The following is a 16,143-nucleotide window of genomic DNA, read 5'->3' as shown; positions in this document are numbered from 1 at the left end:
CGCCGCGCGCCACGATCCAGCCCCGCCGGCGTTTGGGGCGTGGGGGCTGGCGGCGGAGCCTCCGAAGGCCCGGCGCAGCCGGGGGCCCTTGCGCCACGGCGCCGCAGCCGGAGACCCGAACGGTCAGCGCCTCAGCAGGGTGACGACGGCCGCGCCGCCCAGGCCGATGTTGTGGGCGAGCCCGGTCCTGGCTCCCGGCACCTGCCGCGCGGCGGCCTCACCGCGGAGCTGCCAGACCAGCTCCGCCGCCTGCGCGAGCCCGGTGGCTCCCAGCGGGTGCCCCTTCGAGATCAGGCCTCCCGAGGGGTTGACCACCCACCGCCCCCCGTACGTCGTCGCCCCGCTCTCCACCAGCTTCCCGGCGGCGCCGTCCGCACACATCCCCAACGCCTCGTACGTCAGCAGTTCGTTGATCGAGAAGCAGTCGTGCAGCTCGATGACGTCCACGTCCTCGATGCTCGTCCCGGACGCGGAGAAGACCTGGTGGGCGGCTGCCGCCGTCATCGGCTTGCCGACCACGTCGATGCACGAGCCGGAGGAGAACGAGGCCTCGGTGTCCGTGGTCATGGCCTGGGCGACGATCTCCACCGCCCTGTCGTGCAGCCCGTGCCGCACCACGAAGCGCTCCGAGACCACCACCGCCGCCGCCGCCCCGTCGGACGTCGGCGAGCACTGCAACTTCGTCAGCGGCGCATGGATCGGCTTCGCCGCCAGGACCTCGTCCACCGTGTACACGTCCTGGAACTGCGCGTTCGGATTGTTCGCCGAATGCCGGTGGTTCTTCGCCCCCACCGCCGCCAGCTGCGCGGCCGTGGTCCCGTAGCGCTCCATGTGCTCGCGCGCCGCGTTCCCGAAGATCTGCGCGGTGGGCGGCGACATCTCGAAGCCGTGCCCGGCGGCCATGATCCCGTAGTGCCGGGCGACCGGTGAGGTCTTGAAGTCGCCCCCGTCGGCCCCGCCGCCCAGCGCGCCCTTCTTCATCTTCTCGAAGCCCAGGGCCAGCACGCAGTCGCTCGACCCGCCCTCCACGAACTGCCGCGCCATCATCAGCGCCGTCGAGCCCGTCGCGCAGTTGTTGTTCACGTTGTAGACCGGGACCCCGCTCAGGCCCAGCTCGTACGCGGCCCGCTGGCCGGCCGTGGAGGCCTGGAAGCAGTAGCCGACCGGCACCTGCTCGACCAGCTCGTAGCCGATGCCCGCGTCCGCCAGCGCCTCGGTCCCGGCCTCCTTCGCCATGTCCCAGTACTGCCAGTCCCTCGACTCCGGCTTCTCGAACTTCGTCATGCCGACGCCCACGATGTACGACTTCATGTCCCTGCTGTCCCTTCAGTCCCTCGGGAGGCCGAGAATCCGCTCGGCGACGACGTTGAGCTGGACCTGCGTGGTGCCCCCGGCGATGGTCAGGCAGCGGGACATGAGCATCCCGTGCACCGCCCGCTCCCCCGCCCCCTCGCGCACCGCGCCCGCCGGACCCAGCAGTTCGAGCGCGAGCTCGGCGGTCCGCTGCTGGTGCGGGGTCTGGACGAGCTTGCGCACGGAGGCGCCGGCGCCCGGCTCCAGCCCCGACACCTGTTGGAGCGTGGTGCGCAGCCCGATGCAGGCCAGGGCGTGCGCCTCGGCGGCGAGCGCCCCGATCCGCGCCCGGTACGCACCGTCGAGTTCGGCCGAGCGGGCGATCAGGGCTTCGAGGCCGGAGGTGAAGGTCATCTGGTCGGCCATGTGGACCCGCTCGTTGCCGAGGGTGTTGCGGGCGACCTGCCAGCCGCCGTCGGCCGCGCCGACGAGCGCGTCCGCCGGCAGGAGGACGTCGTCGAACCAGACCTCGTTGAAGAGGGCCTCGCCGGTGATCTCCTTGAGTGGACGGACGTCGATGCCGGGACTGTTCTTCATGTCGACCAGGAAGTACCCGAGGCCCTGGTGCTTGGGGGCGGCCGGGTCGGTGCGGGCCAGCAGGATTCCGAAGTCGGCGGTGTGTGCGGAACTCGTCCACACCTTCTGCCCGTTGACCTTCCAGGAGCCGTCCGCCGTCCGCTCCGCCCTGGTCCGCAGCGAGGCCAGGTCCGAGCCCGCCCCCGGCTCGGAGAAGAGCTGGCACCAGGTGACGTCCCCGCGCAGGGTCGCCAGTAGGTGACGTTCCCGCTGGGCGTCGGTCCCGTAGGCGATCAGCGAGGGCACGACCCAGGTGGCGATGCCGAGGTCGGCGACCTTGACCCCGGCCGCCGCCAGTTCCTGCTGGACGACCAGCTGCTCGACGGGGCCGGCGCCCAGTCCGTACGGTGGCGGCAGGTGGGGGGCCGCGTACCCCGTGGGCGCGAGGATCCGGCGGGCCGCGGCCGGGGCCAGGCCGCGCGCGTCCTCGATGGCGGCACGGGCCTTCGCCCGGTACGTCTCGGCCTGCGCCGGGAGTTCGAGGCTCAGCTCCCGCCGTGCGCCCCCGGCCGCGAGCCGCACCGCCCGTAGCCGGTGCCCGTCGCCGGCGCCGAGCAGTTGCCGGGCGACGACCGCGCGCCGTAGGTAGATGTGGGCGTCGTGCTCCCAGGTGAAGCCGATCCCGCCGAGGACCTGGATGCAGTCCTTGGCGCAGGAGTAGGCGGCGTCGAGCGCGCTCCCGGCGGCGAGTGCGGTCACGAGCGAGCGCACCGGTGCGGGCTCGTCCATCACCCGGGCGGCGTCCCAGGCCAGGGCCCGGGCCTGTTCGAGGCGCACCAGCATGTCGGCGCACAGGTGCTTGACCCCCTGGAACTGTCCGACGGGCCGGCCGAACTGCTCGCGGACCTTCGCGTACTCGGCGGCGGTGTGCAGCGCCCAGGCGGCGGTGCCGCAGGCGTCCGCGGCGAACAGGGCGCAGGCCAGGTCCCGGACCAGGGCCGTGTCGAGCGCGAGGAGACGGTCGGCCGGTACGACGACCGCGCGGGCCCGTACCTCGGCGGTGGGGCGGGTCGGGTCCGCGCTCTCGTAGGTACGGACGTCCAGCGCGGCGGCGTCCACGGCGAACCAGCACGTCCCGTGCGCGGCCTCGGCGGCGAGCAGGACGAGGTCGGCATCACCGGCGCCGAGCACGGGGGGTGCGGTCCCGTCGAGCAGGTGCCCGCCGCCCTCGACGGCGACGGCGGTCAGGGTCCCCGGCCCGAGCGCGACCGCGCCGAGGCGGCCCGCGAGCGGCTCGGCACCGGCCCGCTCCAGCAGTACGGAGGCCAGCGCGCTCGGCAGGTACGCCCCGGGCAGCGCGGCCCGCGCGGCCTCCTCGACCACGACGGCGAGGTCGAGCAGGGTCCCGCCCTCCAGGTGGGGCTGGAGCAGCCCCTGCGCGGCCATGGCGTCCCAGTAGGCGGGCCGCGCCCCGGTCCGCGGCGGGGTGTCGAGCAGCTTGCGGACCTCCTCGGGAGGCACGGCCCGCGCGACCCAGCCGCGCACCGCCTCGGCCAACTCGCGCTGTTCGTGCGTGATTCCGATGCCCATGCGCGGCAGATTAGAACACGTTTCATTCTGACGGAAGGTCAGATGCGATCCGAGCGCGGTACTCGCACACCGATCACGCCGATCACGGAGCGGATCCTGCACGCCGGCCCACCGGCCCCGTAGCCGGCGGATCGGCGGGGGTCAGCGGGCGTCAGCGGGCGTCAGCGGGCGTCAGCGGGCGTCAGCGGGCGTCAGCGGGCGTCAGCGGGCGTCAGCGGGCGTCAGCGGGGCATCATGCCCAGCGCGGCCCGCGCGATCTTCATGGCCTCCGTCTTGCAGGTGTCCGCCGGGTGGTGGCGCCCGGCGAGCACCACCCACACCTCCAGGTTCCCGTCGCGCACGCCCAGCCGGCAGCCGGACCCGTCGTCATAGGCGGTCCCCCAGGCCGCCTCGTCGGCCGGTCCGGGACCAGGGGTCGAGTCGGTCTTCTTCGCGGATTCGGCGAAGCCCGCGTGCGCCAGGTCCGCGCCGTTCGGGGGCGCGGGCGGCTCGGCACTGCGGTACAACGTCCAGGACACGAGCGCGTGATGGGTGGGCTCCCCGGTCGCTTGCCAGGTGCAGAGCGTCGAGGAGGTGTCCGAGCCCTCGGTGAGGCGGTCGTCCTTCTCGTGGAGCTCCCGCACCGGGAGCGGCAGGTGGTCGGCCGCCTCCGGGCAGGTCACCATGTTCGCGTACTTGTCCCCCTGCGTGGCGCCGTCGTCCCCGCCTCCGTCGGGCAACAGGGCGTACGCGGCTACGCCGGCCAGGCCCGCCACCACCACCGCTGCCGCGACCACCAGCGCACGGAGGCTCCTGCGCCGCTGCGGATCACCGGCAGGGGCCGCGACGGTGGCCACGGCGGTCGGGACGGTCGGCACGTGCCCGCCGGCCCCCGCGGTCGCCGCGGAGGCCGGGGCTCCCGCGGATCCGACGGCTCCCGCAGCGGCCGGGGGCAGGTCCAGCACGGTGCGCTCCGGGGCACCCAGCACTCGGTCCACCTCGGCCTGCTGGGCCGCGATCATCGCGTGCACGGCCGCCGGCCACGGCCGGCTCCCGTTGTCGGCGGCCGGGGTCACCGTCCCGAGCAGCTCCAGGATGCCCTCCGGCGTCGGCCGGGCGAGCGGGTCCTTGGCCAGGCAGGCCGCCACCACCGTCCGCAGCCCCGCCGGTACGGCCGACAGCTCGGGCTCGGTGTGGACCAAGTCGTACAGCGTCTGGAGGGTGCTCCCCGCCGCGAACGGGCCGCGCCCGGTGGCGGCCAGCACCAGCACCGATCCCAGCGAGAACACATCGCTGGCCGGGGTCAGTTCCTTGCCCTCGGCCTGTTCGGGCGACATGAACGCGGGCGAGCCGACGACCACCCCGCTCTGCGTCAGCTCGGCGGCGTCCCCGCCCACGCCCTCCGCCGCCCGCGCGATGCCGAAGTCGATGACCCGTACGCCGTCCTCGGCGAGGAGCACGTTGTCGGGCTTGAGGTCACGGTGCACCAGCCCGGCCCGGTGGATCTCCACCAGCGCCGTGGCCAGCCCCGCCGCCAGGCGGCGTACGGACTCCTCCGGCAGCGGACCGGCCGCGTCGACCACCGCACCGAGCGCGGGACCGGAGACGAACACCGAGGCCAACCAGGGTGTTTCAGCCTCCGGGTCGGCGCCCGTCACGGCCGCGGTGAAAGCCCCGGACACCTTCCGGGAGGCAGCCACCTCGCGCCGGAACCGGGCCCGGAACTCCTCGTCGGCGGCGAATCGGGCGTGCACGTGTTTGACCGCCACCAGCCGCCCGTCGGGCCCGGCCCCGAGCAGCACCCGACCCATCCCGCCCCGCCCGATCTCCGCCAGCAGCCGGTACGGCCCGACCGCGACCGGGTCGGTCGCTCTGAGCTCTCTCATCTCTCCCCCATCGCCCCGCCATCGCCCCCGTCATCCGTCATCGCTTCGGGACCACCCGCAGGGCGGACCGGGCGAACTGCTTCGCCAGGGACTCGCAGCGGCTCCCCGGCCCATAGCGGGAGCCCTGCACCGTCACGTCCACCCGTAGGTTCACATCCCGCACTGACAGCAGGCAGTTGGCGGGGGCGTCCGCGACCGGGGTCTCCCAGACGCCCTCCTCCCCGAAGCCCAGCCCGGGCTCGCGCCGCGTCCCGGCACGGGTCGCGATCTGCTCGTACGCGCGGTGGGCCTGCTCGGCGCCCGTGCCCTTGCCCTGCCCGGTGGGGTAGACGTACCAGCGTACGGAGACCAGCCCCTCGCCCCCGTTCGTGGAGCTCCACTCGCAGAGGTTGCCGAGATCGGCCCAGGTCCCGTTGCGCTGGGCGATCCCTTCCCCGCCCCGCGCCACGAACCCGACGGGCACTTGCATCTCGCCCCCGATGTCCCCGCAGGTCAGCGCCTTCGCCTGGTAGCGGTCCTCAACCTGCGACAGGAATAGGGTCCCCCACCCGAGGGAGCGGTACGCGTCCTCGACGTACGGCCGCCCGACTGCGAACCCGAGGGTGCCCAGCACGGCCGCGACCGTCACCCCGATCAGCGGCCTCCGCCACCGGCTGCGGCGCGCGGCCGGGTTGCCGACGGTGACCCCCGTGACCTCTGTGACCGCCGTCGCCGGGACGGCCGGCAGCCGCGCCGCCAGGGCCTCGGCCTCGGCCCGCTGGGCCGCGGTCCGCGCCGCCACCGCCCCCGGCCACGGCCGGGCCGTCGGCTCCAGGGCCCCGACCATGCTCAGCAGCTCCCGCGGGGTCGGCCGCAGGGCCGGGTCCTTGGCCAGGCAGGGCGCGATGATCCCGCGCAGGGAAGGGGGTACGCCGGTCAGGTCGGGCTCGGCGTGCACGATCTCGTGCAGCAGCCGCGGTACGGACTCGGCGGCGAACGGCGGTCGCCCGGTGCAGGCCGTGACCAGGGTGGACCCGAGGGCGAACACGTCGGCCGCCGCGGTGACCGTGCCCCCGCCCACCTGCTCGGGCGCCATGTACGAGGGCGAGCCGATGAGCGACCCGGTGTGGGTGATCCGGGTGCCGCCCTCCACCGCACGGGCGATACCGAAGTCGATGACGCGTACGCCGTCCTCGGCGAGCAGCACGTTGGAGGGCTTCAGGTCGCGGTGAACCAGCCCGGCCCCGTGGATGTCCGCCAGCGCGGTCGCGAGCCCCGCGGCCAGCCGCCGCACGGCGGTCTCGGGCAGCGGCCCGACCTCGTCCAGGGCCCCGCTCAGCGTGGGTCCCGGCACGAACACGGAGGCCAGCCAAGGCGTTTCGGCTTCCGGGTCGGCGTCCACGACCGGCGCGGTGCACGCCCCGGAGACCGTCCGCGAGGCCGTCACCTCCCGCCGGAACCGGGCCCGGAAGCCGGGCTCCTCGGCGAACTCGGCGTGCACCTGCTTGACCGCGACCAGCCGGCCGTCCGGCCCGGACCCGAGCAGCACGCGGCCCATACCGCCCTGCCCGAGCTCGGCGAACAGCCGGTAGGGCCCGGCTGCTTCCGCGTTCTCCCCCGTGAGATGACGCATTCCCCCCCCCGCCGCCCGCCTCAGAGACCGCGCACGAATGCGGTGATGCGGTCGCCACCGCTGTCTGTGCTGTACGAGGCCTTGCGCCACCGCGCGTCCGTCAGGTCCTGGATGGCGTCCATCACGTTCCTCCGTTACGCGAGCGATCGGCACCGACGGCTCCCGGGCGAGCGCCTCGGCTTGCGGGCGAGCGTATCCGACGGAACGCTGCCCGCTCAGCTGCGAGTTGGTCGCCAAGTGGCCACCGCAAAGACGGTGCGGTTCGAATTGCGGCGGACCCCGCACCGAACCGGCATGGGCCAAAACCAGCCACGTCCCGAAATCGCTCTAGCTCCCCCCGATACCAAATGATCCAATCTGGGGCGTTAACGCCGACCCCAATTCACTTCAGGAAGGAAATGCCCCGTGAATTGCGCGACGTACCTGGACCTGCACCACAGAGTATCCTTGGAGATCGAGGCAGAAATAGACGCCGCTCTCGTGCGCCTCGGCCCCGTTTCGGGCGGGAGCGCCGCCAGGAACGCGGTCGGCAAACTCCTGCGGCATCAGAAACTGAGGCATCCCCTGTCGGTACTGCCGCTGTTGGTGCACGCGGCCGAGACGGGGGACCTCGGACCCGCCGTCCCACTGTCCGCCGTGCACGTGCTGTGGTGGACCTCCGCGTGCTACCTCGACGACCTGGCCGACGGACACGGCACGACCACCTCCAGCAGCCTCGGCCAGAACGAAGGACTGATGGCCTCGTTCATCAGCGGCACGGTCCTGCCGATCCAGATCATCCGGTCGCTCCCGGTGCCGGCGGCGGTCCGCGTCCACCTGACGGCCGAGATCGCGACCGGCTGTGTGGTGGGCGCCGAGGGCCAGCTGTGCGACATCGACGCGAACGTCGACGGCGCCACCCGAAACTCGGTGATCGCGGCCTACCGCGGGAAATCCGGCGGACCCTTCTCAATGATCACTGCCATGGCGGCGATATTGTCGGGCGCGAGTGACGAAAGAGTAGAGCTGTGGCGGGAGTTCGGCTACGTATTCGGCATCCTGTGGCAGATATTCAACGACCAGGAAGACATCCTGTCCGGCCGCAACGAAGACCTCCTCAACGGGACGGTCACCTATCTGCTCACCTGTGCCCTCGATGACGCACCCACCGTGCAGAGCCGGGAAGACGTCCTGGAACGGCACGCCGCAGCACGGCATTCCGAGCGGGCCCGCTCCGAACTCACCGAGCTCCTCCTCGCCCCGGGCGTGCTCCGGCAGTACCGCACCGACCTCGACACCTTCCGGGACGAGGCCCACCGCCTGCTCGGGATCCTCGGCGGCGACGAACAATACCTGCCGGTGCTGCGGCACCTCGTGGACCACGCGGCGCAGATGCTCCTCCAACCGCACCTCGTCCCGGCGGCCACTTCCTAATGATCTTCATTCGTCCGCACGACACGCGATGATCACCGGTGCCATTCGCATCCTGCGCCGGAGATCCGTCACGGGAACGGGTCGTACCCCCAGGGCACGGACCTTCCCCCCTCAGCCGGTCGGGTGACCAGCAACGCCAAACGCCAAGTGGAGTTGACGGAGTTCGTCGGCGGCTTCGATCTGGCGGGGGCTATTCAGCCGAACCAGCGCGTCGTGGGCGGTGGTCAGGGTCGCGTGGGCTTCGTGGTGCCGGGTGAGGTGGCGCAGGACGATGCCGAGATCGAGGCGTGCTGGTTCGCTCCAGGCCGGCATCCGTGCTGCCTCGAAGTGGGTGAGCGCGTAGCGCAGGGGGTGTTCGGCCTCGCTCCACCGGCACAGAGCTGCGAGGTCGTTGCCGATGTGCTGGCGGGTTACTGCCAGGTAGAGGCCGATCAGTTCCGGTGGCTTTCCGGGAATACCAGCGCGGCAGACGGCTTCGCTGCGTCGGTGAATGGCCAGGGCTTCTTGCGCGCGGCCGGTGTGGCGCAGGTGTTGGCCGAGGGTGTTGAGGGTGGTGAGTTCGGCGAGGCGGCTTTGTGGGCAGGTCTGCTTGTTGAGGTGGTCTGCTGCTTCTCGGAGTCGGGTGATGGACTCTTCGGTTCGTCCGAGCCGGTGGAGTGCTCCGGCCGCGTAGCCCAGGGCCCAGCCGACCTGCAGCTGGTCGCCGCTTTCGCGCGCTGCGGCCAGGGCGGCCTGTGCGGTGGTCAGGGCGGCGGTGTGGTCGTAGAGGCACATGCTGTAGGCCCAGGCCAGGTAGTTGAGGTGGATGGCCTCGTCGCGTTTGCTGCCCAGGGCGCGTGCGGAGCTGACGGCCCACTGGAAGACCTGCGCCCACAGTTCCCAGTGCGGGGTGCGGTCGGAGAACCAGTGCATCGCTTCGGCGGTGTCGATGACCTGCTGGTGCAGGCCACAGGCTTGGGCGCGGCCCAGGGCCGCGAGCCACTGGGCCCGCTCGGCCTCCAGCCAGGTCCGGGCCTGGTCGTGGTCGGCGGGCGCGGTGGCGGGGTCGGGGTCGCCGTCGGGGGTGCTGCCCGGGTGGGGTTCGGTGTCGAAGAGCCGTGCGGCGGCGGTCGCGCGGCGCAGTGTCCACAGGTCGGCCCGGTTCTGGGCGGCTGCGATGTGCGCAGACTCATCCTCTTCGGCCAGTTGTTCGGCGGCGAAGAGGCGGAGTAGGTCGTGGAAGCTGTAGCGGTCGGCGGTGGGGTGGGGCTGGAGCAGTCCGGCGTCGGTGAGGTCCTGTGCGCACCTGACTGCCTGGCGCAGGGGCAGGCCGGCCAGCAGCGCGACGCTCTGAGGACTGAAGTCGGGGCCGGCGGCGAGCGAGGCGCGGCGGAAGAGGGTGCGGGCTGGCGGGAGCAGTTGCCGGTAGGACAGGGCGAAGGCGGCCCGGACTTGCAGTGAGCCGGCTTGCAGGGTGTCCAGGCGCGTCGTGTTTTCGGCGAGCTGGGTGACGAGTTTGGTGAGGTGTTCACCGGGCCGGGAGGCGAGGCGTTGTGCGGCAATGCGGACGGCCAGGGGGAGGTGCCCGCACAGGTCCGCGAGGTCGCGGGCGGCCTGGCTCTCCCGGTGGACCCGCTCGGGGCCGATGACGCGGGTGAGGAGTTCGACTGCTTCCTCGCGGCGCAGCAGGGCCAGTTCGGTGCGGTGGACTGATTCGAGGCCGGCCAGGGTGCTGCGGCTGGTGACGAGGGTGAGCGAGGGGCCGTGGCCGGGCAGCAGGGGGCGGACCTGGTCCTCGTCTGCGGCATTGTCCAGGAGGAGCAGGACTTGGCGGTCGCGCAGTACGGAGCGCAACAGCCCGCTGCGGTCGTCGGTGGTGGTGGGGATGGCGCTGTCGGCAACGCCGAGGGCGCGCAGCAGCCGGGCGAGCGCGTCGCGCGGCAGGGTTGGCCGTAAGTCCATGCCGCGCAGGTCGATTGCGTACTGGCCGTGCGGGAAGTGGGGGGCGAGGGCGTGGGCGGCGTGCACGGCGAAGGCGGTCTTGCCCAGGCCGGGCTGTCCGCAGACCACCGCGACGAGTGGGTGGGCGGGATCGACGTGTTCGGCCAGGGTGCGGAGCCGGTCCAGGGCGGGGCCGCGGGCGGTGAAGTCGCTGAGATCACGTGGCAGTCCGAGCGTGTGGTGCGGGGCGGCCGGTGTCCCTGGGCGGCCGGCCGGCGGGCTGGTGGGCCCGGCTGCGGGGCGGGGACGGGGGCGGGGGCGGCCCAGGGCGGCGGCATGTTCCAGTTCCCGGGCGCCGGCGGTGTCCAGTCCCAGGGCGGTGGCCAGGGCCTGGACGGTGCGGCGCTGTGGTCCCCGGGAGCGTCCGCGTTCCATGTCCGACAGGGCCCGCACGCTCACCCCTGCGGCCTGTGCCAGTTCCTCCTGGCTGAGCCCTGCACCCGTCCGCAGAGCGTGCAGGCGCGCGGCGAACCCCCCGTTGGGCATGGCTGAAATCCCCTGGCCAGCGTGGTCCCCCCAGATGGCGGACCTCCCGGCGGAAGTATGCCAACGCTACTTCTGCCGGTGCCACTTCCTGGTCCGCTCCCTGTCCCACCGGGTTGGCTGGGCACCTCGGACGCCGGGCCGGAGCCGCCCGACACGCTCCGACCCCGCGCTCCCTCGCCTCGTCGGTCTCCTTCGACACCGGTGCAGTCCTGAAGCGGTGGCTTTCTTGGTGGATGCCGCCCTTATCCGCATTGTTTCGCAATGGTTTGGAGAACAAGCATGAGCCCCACCCGCCGTGACGTTTTGAAATGGGGAGTAGGCGTCGGCGCGGCGTCCGCAGCCTCTCTCGTCCTGCCGTCAACTGCCCATGCGGGGAGCGGCTCTTACAACCCTTCGTCGTGGATGAGCCGGCTCAGCGACAGCACGTGGCTCAACCACCTGACGATACCCGGGACCCATGACTCTTGGTGCACCGACCCCAACAACGGAACGATTTGGGCGCAGACTCAGAATTGGGGTGTTCCCGAGCAGCTTGAACGCGGGATCCGATTCCTCGACATCCGCTGCAATGGACTACAGGGAGCTCCCAATGAGTTTGGGATCTACCACGGCTCCTGGTACCAGAAACACCGGTTTCAGGACGTCCTGAACGCCTGCCGAAACTTCTTCCGGCAGTACCCCAAAGAGACAGTCATCATGCGGGTGAAGAATGAAGGCGAAGGCGGGCAGGCGCTCGACGCTGTGGAGTTCAAGCGTCGGTTCAATTACTACCTGGACAACATGGGCTACAGGAGTATGCTCTGGACCGCCCCGTCCTGGCCAAAATTGGGACAAGTTCGCGGGAAGGTTGTCGTAGCGGCAGACTTCGAAAACACGTGGGGCATACTCGATTGGTCCAGCGGCGAGAACACGTATTTCAAGACGCAGGACAAATGGAGTTTGGCCTGGCATGCCGAAAAGACCGGCTTCATATACAGGCATTTTGACGACGCCTGGCGGAATCAGCAATCCGACAAGATGTACGTGAACTTCACGAGCTACTCCGGCGGAAGGGTGCCTCAGCGAAACGCGGAGGCAATTATGCCGGCCGTCATAAAGTATCTCGACGACCGCAAGCAGGAAAGAACCCACTTGGGAATCGTTCCGATGGACTTCCCCGACTTGTATCCAGACGCCGTGCGCCTTTTGATAGAAAAGAACTTCATCTAAAGGCGCCTTTGGCGAAGCAGCGGGCCATGACGCGCTGGGCGTGAGCGAGTTTGCGCGCGGTGTTCTCCAACAGGCGGGGGTTGTCCACGCTCAGGACGGGGGCCCGGGTGGAGTTCGTTGCACCAGCTCACCGCACGGGCCCCGGGTCTGCGACACGTTGCCGAACTCAGCCAGCAGGAAGGTCGGTGGGAGATCGTCATCGACGATGACCAGCTCATCGCTGACCGCCGCTCTGCAACGTCCCGCGAACCCCTCCTTCATGGGGCGCGAAAATCCGTGGACGGACCCACAGAAGATCACGTACTTTGTGGCTTCACGCCCTGAGACGGACGGAAGGAGGCGAGTGCCGTGCAGTTCACACCTTTCCAGCGCTCCCTCTTCCGCTATCCCGGCGTGGTTCGTCAGTTCTGACCGGGAGCGCTCCAAGCAGCCTGTATCCCGGAGGATTCCATGACCGATCCGGTCATCCGCGCGCTCTCCGCGAGCGACGCCCATCTCTTCGACGCGCTCCCCGACCCCCTGGGCGCCCGTGAAGGCCATCGGCGTACCCAGTTCCGCCCCGACTGGAAGCGCGTCGCCCTGCGCGACGGCGAGGTCGTCGCACGCGGCGCGTGGTGGGGCGGCCCCGACGACTCGGAGCCCGTCAACATCAACTGGTTCGACGTGGCCGAGGGCGAGGAGGAGGCCGGGGCCGAACTCCTGCGCTCCGCTCCCTGGCAAGTCGAACTCGAGATCAACCTACCCAGCGGCTGGCGGGAAGAGACCGACCTGCGCGCCAGCGCCGAGGCGCGCTTCGCCGCCGCACGAGCCGCAGGGTACGAGCTCCTGGTGGAACGCTTCCTGTACCGCTGGACCCCGGAGCGAGGTCTGCCCGAGCGACCCGGACGCCTGCGCTTCAGCGCCGAACCCGACGACACCGTGTTCTTCGACGCGTTGCGCCGCATCCACTCCGCCACCCTGGACACCCACGCGCTCAGGGCCATCGAGGAGGGCGGCCTCGACCAGGCCGCCCAGGAGGAACTCGACTTCTTCCACTGGTGCCCCTCCCCACGGGAATGGTGGCAGACCGCACACACGCCGGAGGGCAACCTGGCCGGCATCCACATCCCGGCCCACAACCCCTCCGGCCCGACCATCGGCTTCATCGGAGTCATCCCGGAACAGCGCGGTCGTGGCTACGCCTACGACCTCCTCGCGGAGTGCACCCACCTCCTCGTCGAGCTGGGCGCGGAGTTCATCAGCGGAGCGACGGACCAGGCCAACTTCCCCATGGCCGCGAACTTCGCCAAGGCTGGTTTCCCCGTCATCCGTGAACGCATCAACTTCCACCCGGCGGGCCAAGCGGCCTAGCGAGGAGTAGCACGCGGTGAGCGGTCCGGTCCGAGGGCAGGCCCGGACCGCTTGCCAGTGCCCGGCGGCATGCCGGCCGACCTCGTCGTCAGTCCACACACCGACGATGATCAACGATGACCGCGCCCGTTCCCATTCAGGCCCCACCAGCAAGATCACACGATCTACAGCTGGAGTATTAGGCCGACACATGCGACGACATCAGCTTCTCCAGCTTGTTGAGACTCTGGGTCCAGCCTTCCTCGTGAAGAGCACGGCGCCGCTCAGTGGCGAAGTCGCCCTGGGCTAGGACCAGATCAGCCGAGGTACCGCCGATATCGCGAAGGGACAGTGTCACCGTCGTCTCCTGGTCCTCGGGGTCGGGATCCTCCCACCGGAAGGTGTAGGACAGCCGTTCCGGAGGCTCGACCTCAAGGAATTCCCCCACCAGGTAGAACAGATCGCCTTCCGGAGGCTGCATCGCGATCCGATAACCGCCTCCTGGCCGAAGATCGCTTTCCACACTCGGGGTGGCGAACCCGTCAGGGCCCCACCACTTGACCAGTTCCTGTGATTCGGTCAAGGCTCGGAACACAACCGGGCGCGGCGCGTCGAGAACACGCCGCATGTGCAGTCTCAGCCCGCCATCGCGCGTCATCACGACCCTCTCCAACCGAAGGCATCGAGATCGACCACCGCATCCATCCTAGGGCGTGCATCGAAAGTCGTTTGGTCCGTTTGTCGGACACGCCTACCCTCTGGCCCGTGATCCAGATGAGCCATGACGAGTTGCGCAGCTATCAGGTGGGACCAGTGCACGCGGAGCTTCGTGCGCTCACGATAAGTGACGACCGTGAAGGCATGCTCGAAGGGACGCCGCACCTACACCGTCGCCTTCGTCTGGTGGGCATCGAAAAGGCGATGGCAGCGACGCCGCATTTGTATGTGCACGATCTCGGCAAGCTCCGGGCCGATGCGGAGGGGCGGGTCGAGGAGTGGCTGCCGCGAGAGGCGGTTCATGCTCGACTGACGTCATGGTGGAAGCCCGAGGACATTGCAGAGTTTGGGCACACGGAGCTCTCGGTGATGTGGTTCCAAACGGCTACGCAGGATCCCTTCGCCCACCTGGCCACGATCGTGCGTCCCCTGGACTGGGCTTCGCTTGCCAGGTTTGTCCCTTTCGAGGACTAAGACTTGTCCCGCAGAAGATCTTCGAATCGAGCTGGATGGGTCGGCCGCTGTGGAACCCGTTCGTTTATCCGGCGAGGTGGATCTTCCAGGTCTTCATTCGGGCGAAAGTGTGCTCGACGCGGGCGCGGACCTGCTTGTGCGAGTGGTTGTGCTCCTGCTTCCAGTCGGGGAGTTCCTCGCCCTTGCGGCGGCGGTGGGGCATGACGAGCCCGGTGCCCGGATAGCCGCCATCGGCGATTGTCATCGTCTTCCCGACAGCGGCTTTGGCGCCGGATTGCTCCCACGCCCTGCAGTCGTTGCGTTGCCCGGTAGAGGCCGGCCGACCACGACGACCCGGCGGGTATCGGCGTCGATGACCACCTGGTGGTTGGTGGAGTACCTGTAGTTCTTGGACTGCTCGGCGATCGTGTGGTCGCGGGTGGGTACCAGGGTGCCGTCCACGATGAGCACGGCGTCTCTCGCGAAGCGGCGCCGAGGCTGAAGCGCCAGGAGCGGACCGAGGTGGTCGGTGATGCGGTCGGCAGCGGACTTGGAGATGCCGAACAGCGGGGCGAGCTGGCGCATCGTCAAGTTTGTGCGCCAGTACGCCGTGACCAGCAGTGTCCTGTCTGCCAGCGGCAGGCTCCACGGCCTGCCCCGGCGGGTGGCGTCGGCCCCCTCGCGACGCAGCGCCGTCACCAGTTTCATGAACTGGCGCGGGCTCAGCCCGGAGAACGGGACTATCCAAGACGGCTCTGACGCCGTGATCACACCAGCCACGTCGAGATCATTTCACCGCGGCTGATCCCTCCAGCCCGTGAGGGCGGGGTCCGGACGCGAAGGCAAGGACGTCGCGGACCGCTTCGCGCAGGCTGCCGAAGTGACGATGCACGCCGTCCACCGCCGCAGGGGCGTTGACACCCCACACCGTCATCCCGGCACGGAGCCCGGACTCCACCCCGGAAGGGGCGTCTTCGATGACCAGACAATCCTCCGGTTTGGCACCAAGTCGCGCGGCTGCCTGCAGATACGGCACCGGCGACGGCTTGCCTTCCGCCACGGCGGCCGCATCCACGAGGACCTCGGGGACTGGCAAGCCCGTCCGTGCGAAGCGTCCCCGCACCCGGTGCTCATAGTTCGAAGTCACCAGTGCCCAGGACCCGGGCTGCAGAGCACTCAGCAGCTCCGAGGCTCCGCCGAAGGCGGCATAAGCGCCGAAGCGGACGTCCTCGTCCTCCAGCTCGTGCAGTGCGGCAAGGCACTCCCCCGGGTCCTGGTCCGGAGCAACCTGCGCAAAGGTCTCCATCGGCCTCGTCCGCAGTGCCACCCGGTAGACCTCATCGGGGTCCAGTCCGTATCGCTCTGCCCACGTTCGCCAAACAAGGCGCTGATTGTCCACCGCGTCGATCAACGTGCCATCGACATCAAACAGGACATACCTCATCACACCAGACTGGCCGGGTTCACTGATCACGCTTCGATCATGCCATCAGGCCCTGAGCAGGCAGTTTGCGGGACAAGTCTTAGGGCTTGCAGATCATTAACATGTCGTCTTGATCTTGTTGGGCTCGTCGGTCAGGGCGAGGACCTGGGCATGGAGGATTGAGAGGACTGCGGGTG

At 70.1% G+C, this 16,143-nt stretch carries 11 protein-coding genes and 1 pseudogene; 4 read left to right on the top strand and 8 right to left on the bottom strand.

Annotated elements, in window-relative coordinates; all coding sequences use genetic code 11:
* Positions 1-123 precede the first annotated feature (123 nt).
* From ABZZ20_RS11345 to ABZZ20_RS11330, 4 genes are all read right to left on the bottom strand, one after another.
* Positions 124-1,311, bottom strand: a complete 1,188-nt coding sequence (locus tag ABZZ20_RS11345) for a lipid-transfer protein (RefSeq protein ID WP_356869164.1) — start codon at positions 1,309-1,311, stop codon at positions 124-126.
* Positions 1,312-1,326: 15 nt separating this feature from the next.
* Positions 1,327-3,459, bottom strand: a complete 2,133-nt coding sequence (locus tag ABZZ20_RS11340) for an acyl-CoA dehydrogenase family protein (protein WP_356869163.1) — start codon at positions 3,457-3,459, stop codon at positions 1,327-1,329.
* A 221-nt stretch (positions 3,460-3,680) separates the two neighbouring features.
* A complete protein-coding gene (locus tag ABZZ20_RS11335; protein WP_356869162.1) occupies positions 3,681-5,324 on the bottom strand; it encodes a serine/threonine-protein kinase in 1,644 nt (547 codons plus the stop codon).
* Positions 5,325-5,361: 37 nt separating this feature from the next.
* Positions 5,362-6,936 (bottom strand): serine/threonine-protein kinase, encoded by a 1,575-nt coding sequence (locus tag ABZZ20_RS11330; RefSeq protein ID WP_356869161.1) that lies wholly within the window; start codon positions 6,934-6,936, stop codon positions 5,362-5,364.
* Positions 6,937-7,341: 405 nt separating this feature from the next.
* On the opposite strand from ABZZ20_RS11330, the gene ABZZ20_RS11325 reads away from it, so the two are divergent.
* Positions 7,342-8,349, top strand: coding sequence for a polyprenyl synthetase family protein (locus ABZZ20_RS11325; RefSeq protein WP_356869160.1), 1,008 nt, complete (start codon positions 7,342-7,344; stop codon positions 8,347-8,349).
* 111 nt (positions 8,350-8,460) lie between these two features.
* Here the strand turns inward: ABZZ20_RS11325 and ABZZ20_RS11320 are convergent, their stop codons facing one another.
* Positions 8,461-10,815, bottom strand: coding sequence for a helix-turn-helix domain-containing protein (locus ABZZ20_RS11320; RefSeq protein WP_356869159.1), 2,355 nt, complete (start codon positions 10,813-10,815; stop codon positions 8,461-8,463).
* Positions 10,816-11,094: 279 nt separating this feature from the next.
* On the opposite strand from ABZZ20_RS11320, the gene ABZZ20_RS11315 reads away from it, so the two are divergent.
* Both ABZZ20_RS11315 and ABZZ20_RS11310 read left to right on the top strand, forming a co-directional pair.
* Complete coding sequence (locus tag ABZZ20_RS11315) at positions 11,095-12,024, top strand: phosphatidylinositol-specific phospholipase C (RefSeq protein WP_356869158.1); 930 nt, start codon at positions 11,095-11,097, stop codon at positions 12,022-12,024.
* A 450-nt stretch (positions 12,025-12,474) separates the two neighbouring features.
* Entirely contained in the window at positions 12,475-13,374 is a 900-nt protein-coding gene (locus ABZZ20_RS11310) for a GNAT family N-acetyltransferase (protein WP_356869157.1), read from the top strand.
* Between the two features lie 178 nt (positions 13,375-13,552).
* Here the strand turns inward: ABZZ20_RS11310 and ABZZ20_RS11305 are convergent, their stop codons facing one another.
* Entirely contained in the window at positions 13,553-14,011 is a 459-nt protein-coding gene (locus tag ABZZ20_RS11305) for an SRPBCC domain-containing protein (RefSeq protein WP_356869428.1), read from the bottom strand.
* A 107-nt stretch (positions 14,012-14,118) separates the two neighbouring features.
* On the opposite strand from ABZZ20_RS11305, the gene ABZZ20_RS11300 reads away from it, so the two are divergent.
* The gene (locus ABZZ20_RS11300) at positions 14,119-14,544 is read left to right on the top strand and encodes a hypothetical protein (protein ID WP_356869156.1); all 426 of its coding nucleotides are present in this window, start codon (positions 14,119-14,121) and stop codon (positions 14,542-14,544) included.
* A 79-nt stretch (positions 14,545-14,623) separates the two neighbouring features.
* On the opposite strand, the pseudogene ABZZ20_RS11295 reads toward ABZZ20_RS11300, so the two are convergent.
* Positions 14,624-15,303, bottom strand: a pseudogene (locus tag ABZZ20_RS11295) (transposase); the annotation flags it as partial.
* A 7-nt stretch (positions 15,304-15,310) separates the two neighbouring features.
* A complete protein-coding gene (locus ABZZ20_RS11290; RefSeq protein ID WP_356869155.1) occupies positions 15,311-15,997 on the bottom strand; it encodes an HAD-IA family hydrolase in 687 nt (228 codons plus the stop codon).
* Positions 15,998-16,143 lie beyond the last annotated feature (146 nt).

It is taken from the genome of Streptomyces sp. NPDC006430 (assembly GCF_040612395.1).
Taxonomy (GTDB): Bacteria; Actinomycetota; Actinomycetes; order Streptomycetales; family Streptomycetaceae; genus Streptomyces.
The sequence above is the reverse complement of the archived record's forward strand: the minus strand, read 5'-3'. Positions and strand labels throughout refer to the sequence as shown.

Excerpts from the sequence above, each read along its gene's own strand:
- ABZZ20_RS11330 (WP_356869161.1), bottom strand. The coding sequence starts at position 6,936 with ATGCGTCATCTCACGGGGGAGAACGCGGAAGCAGCCGGGCCCTACCGG.
- ABZZ20_RS11315 (WP_356869158.1), top strand. The coding sequence starts at position 11,095 with ATGAGCCCCACCCGCCGTGACGTTTTGAAATGGGGAGTAGGCGTCGGC.
- ABZZ20_RS11335 (WP_356869162.1), bottom strand. The coding sequence starts at position 5,324 with ATGAGAGAGCTCAGAGCGACCGACCCGGTCGCGGTCGGGCCGTACCGG.
- ABZZ20_RS11310 (WP_356869157.1), top strand. The coding sequence starts at position 12,475 with ATGACCGATCCGGTCATCCGCGCGCTCTCCGCGAGCGACGCCCATCTC.
- ABZZ20_RS11340 (WP_356869163.1), bottom strand. The coding sequence starts at position 3,459 with ATGGGCATCGGAATCACGCACGAACAGCGCGAGTTGGCCGAGGCGGTG.
- ABZZ20_RS11320 (WP_356869159.1), bottom strand. The coding sequence starts at position 10,815 with ATGCCCAACGGGGGGTTCGCCGCGCGCCTGCACGCTCTGCGGACGGGT.
- ABZZ20_RS11305 (WP_356869428.1), bottom strand. The coding sequence starts at position 14,011 with ATGACGCGCGATGGCGGGCTGAGACTGCACATGCGGCGTGTTCTCGAC.
- ABZZ20_RS11345 (WP_356869164.1), bottom strand. The coding sequence starts at position 1,311 with ATGAAGTCGTACATCGTGGGCGTCGGCATGACGAAGTTCGAGAAGCCG.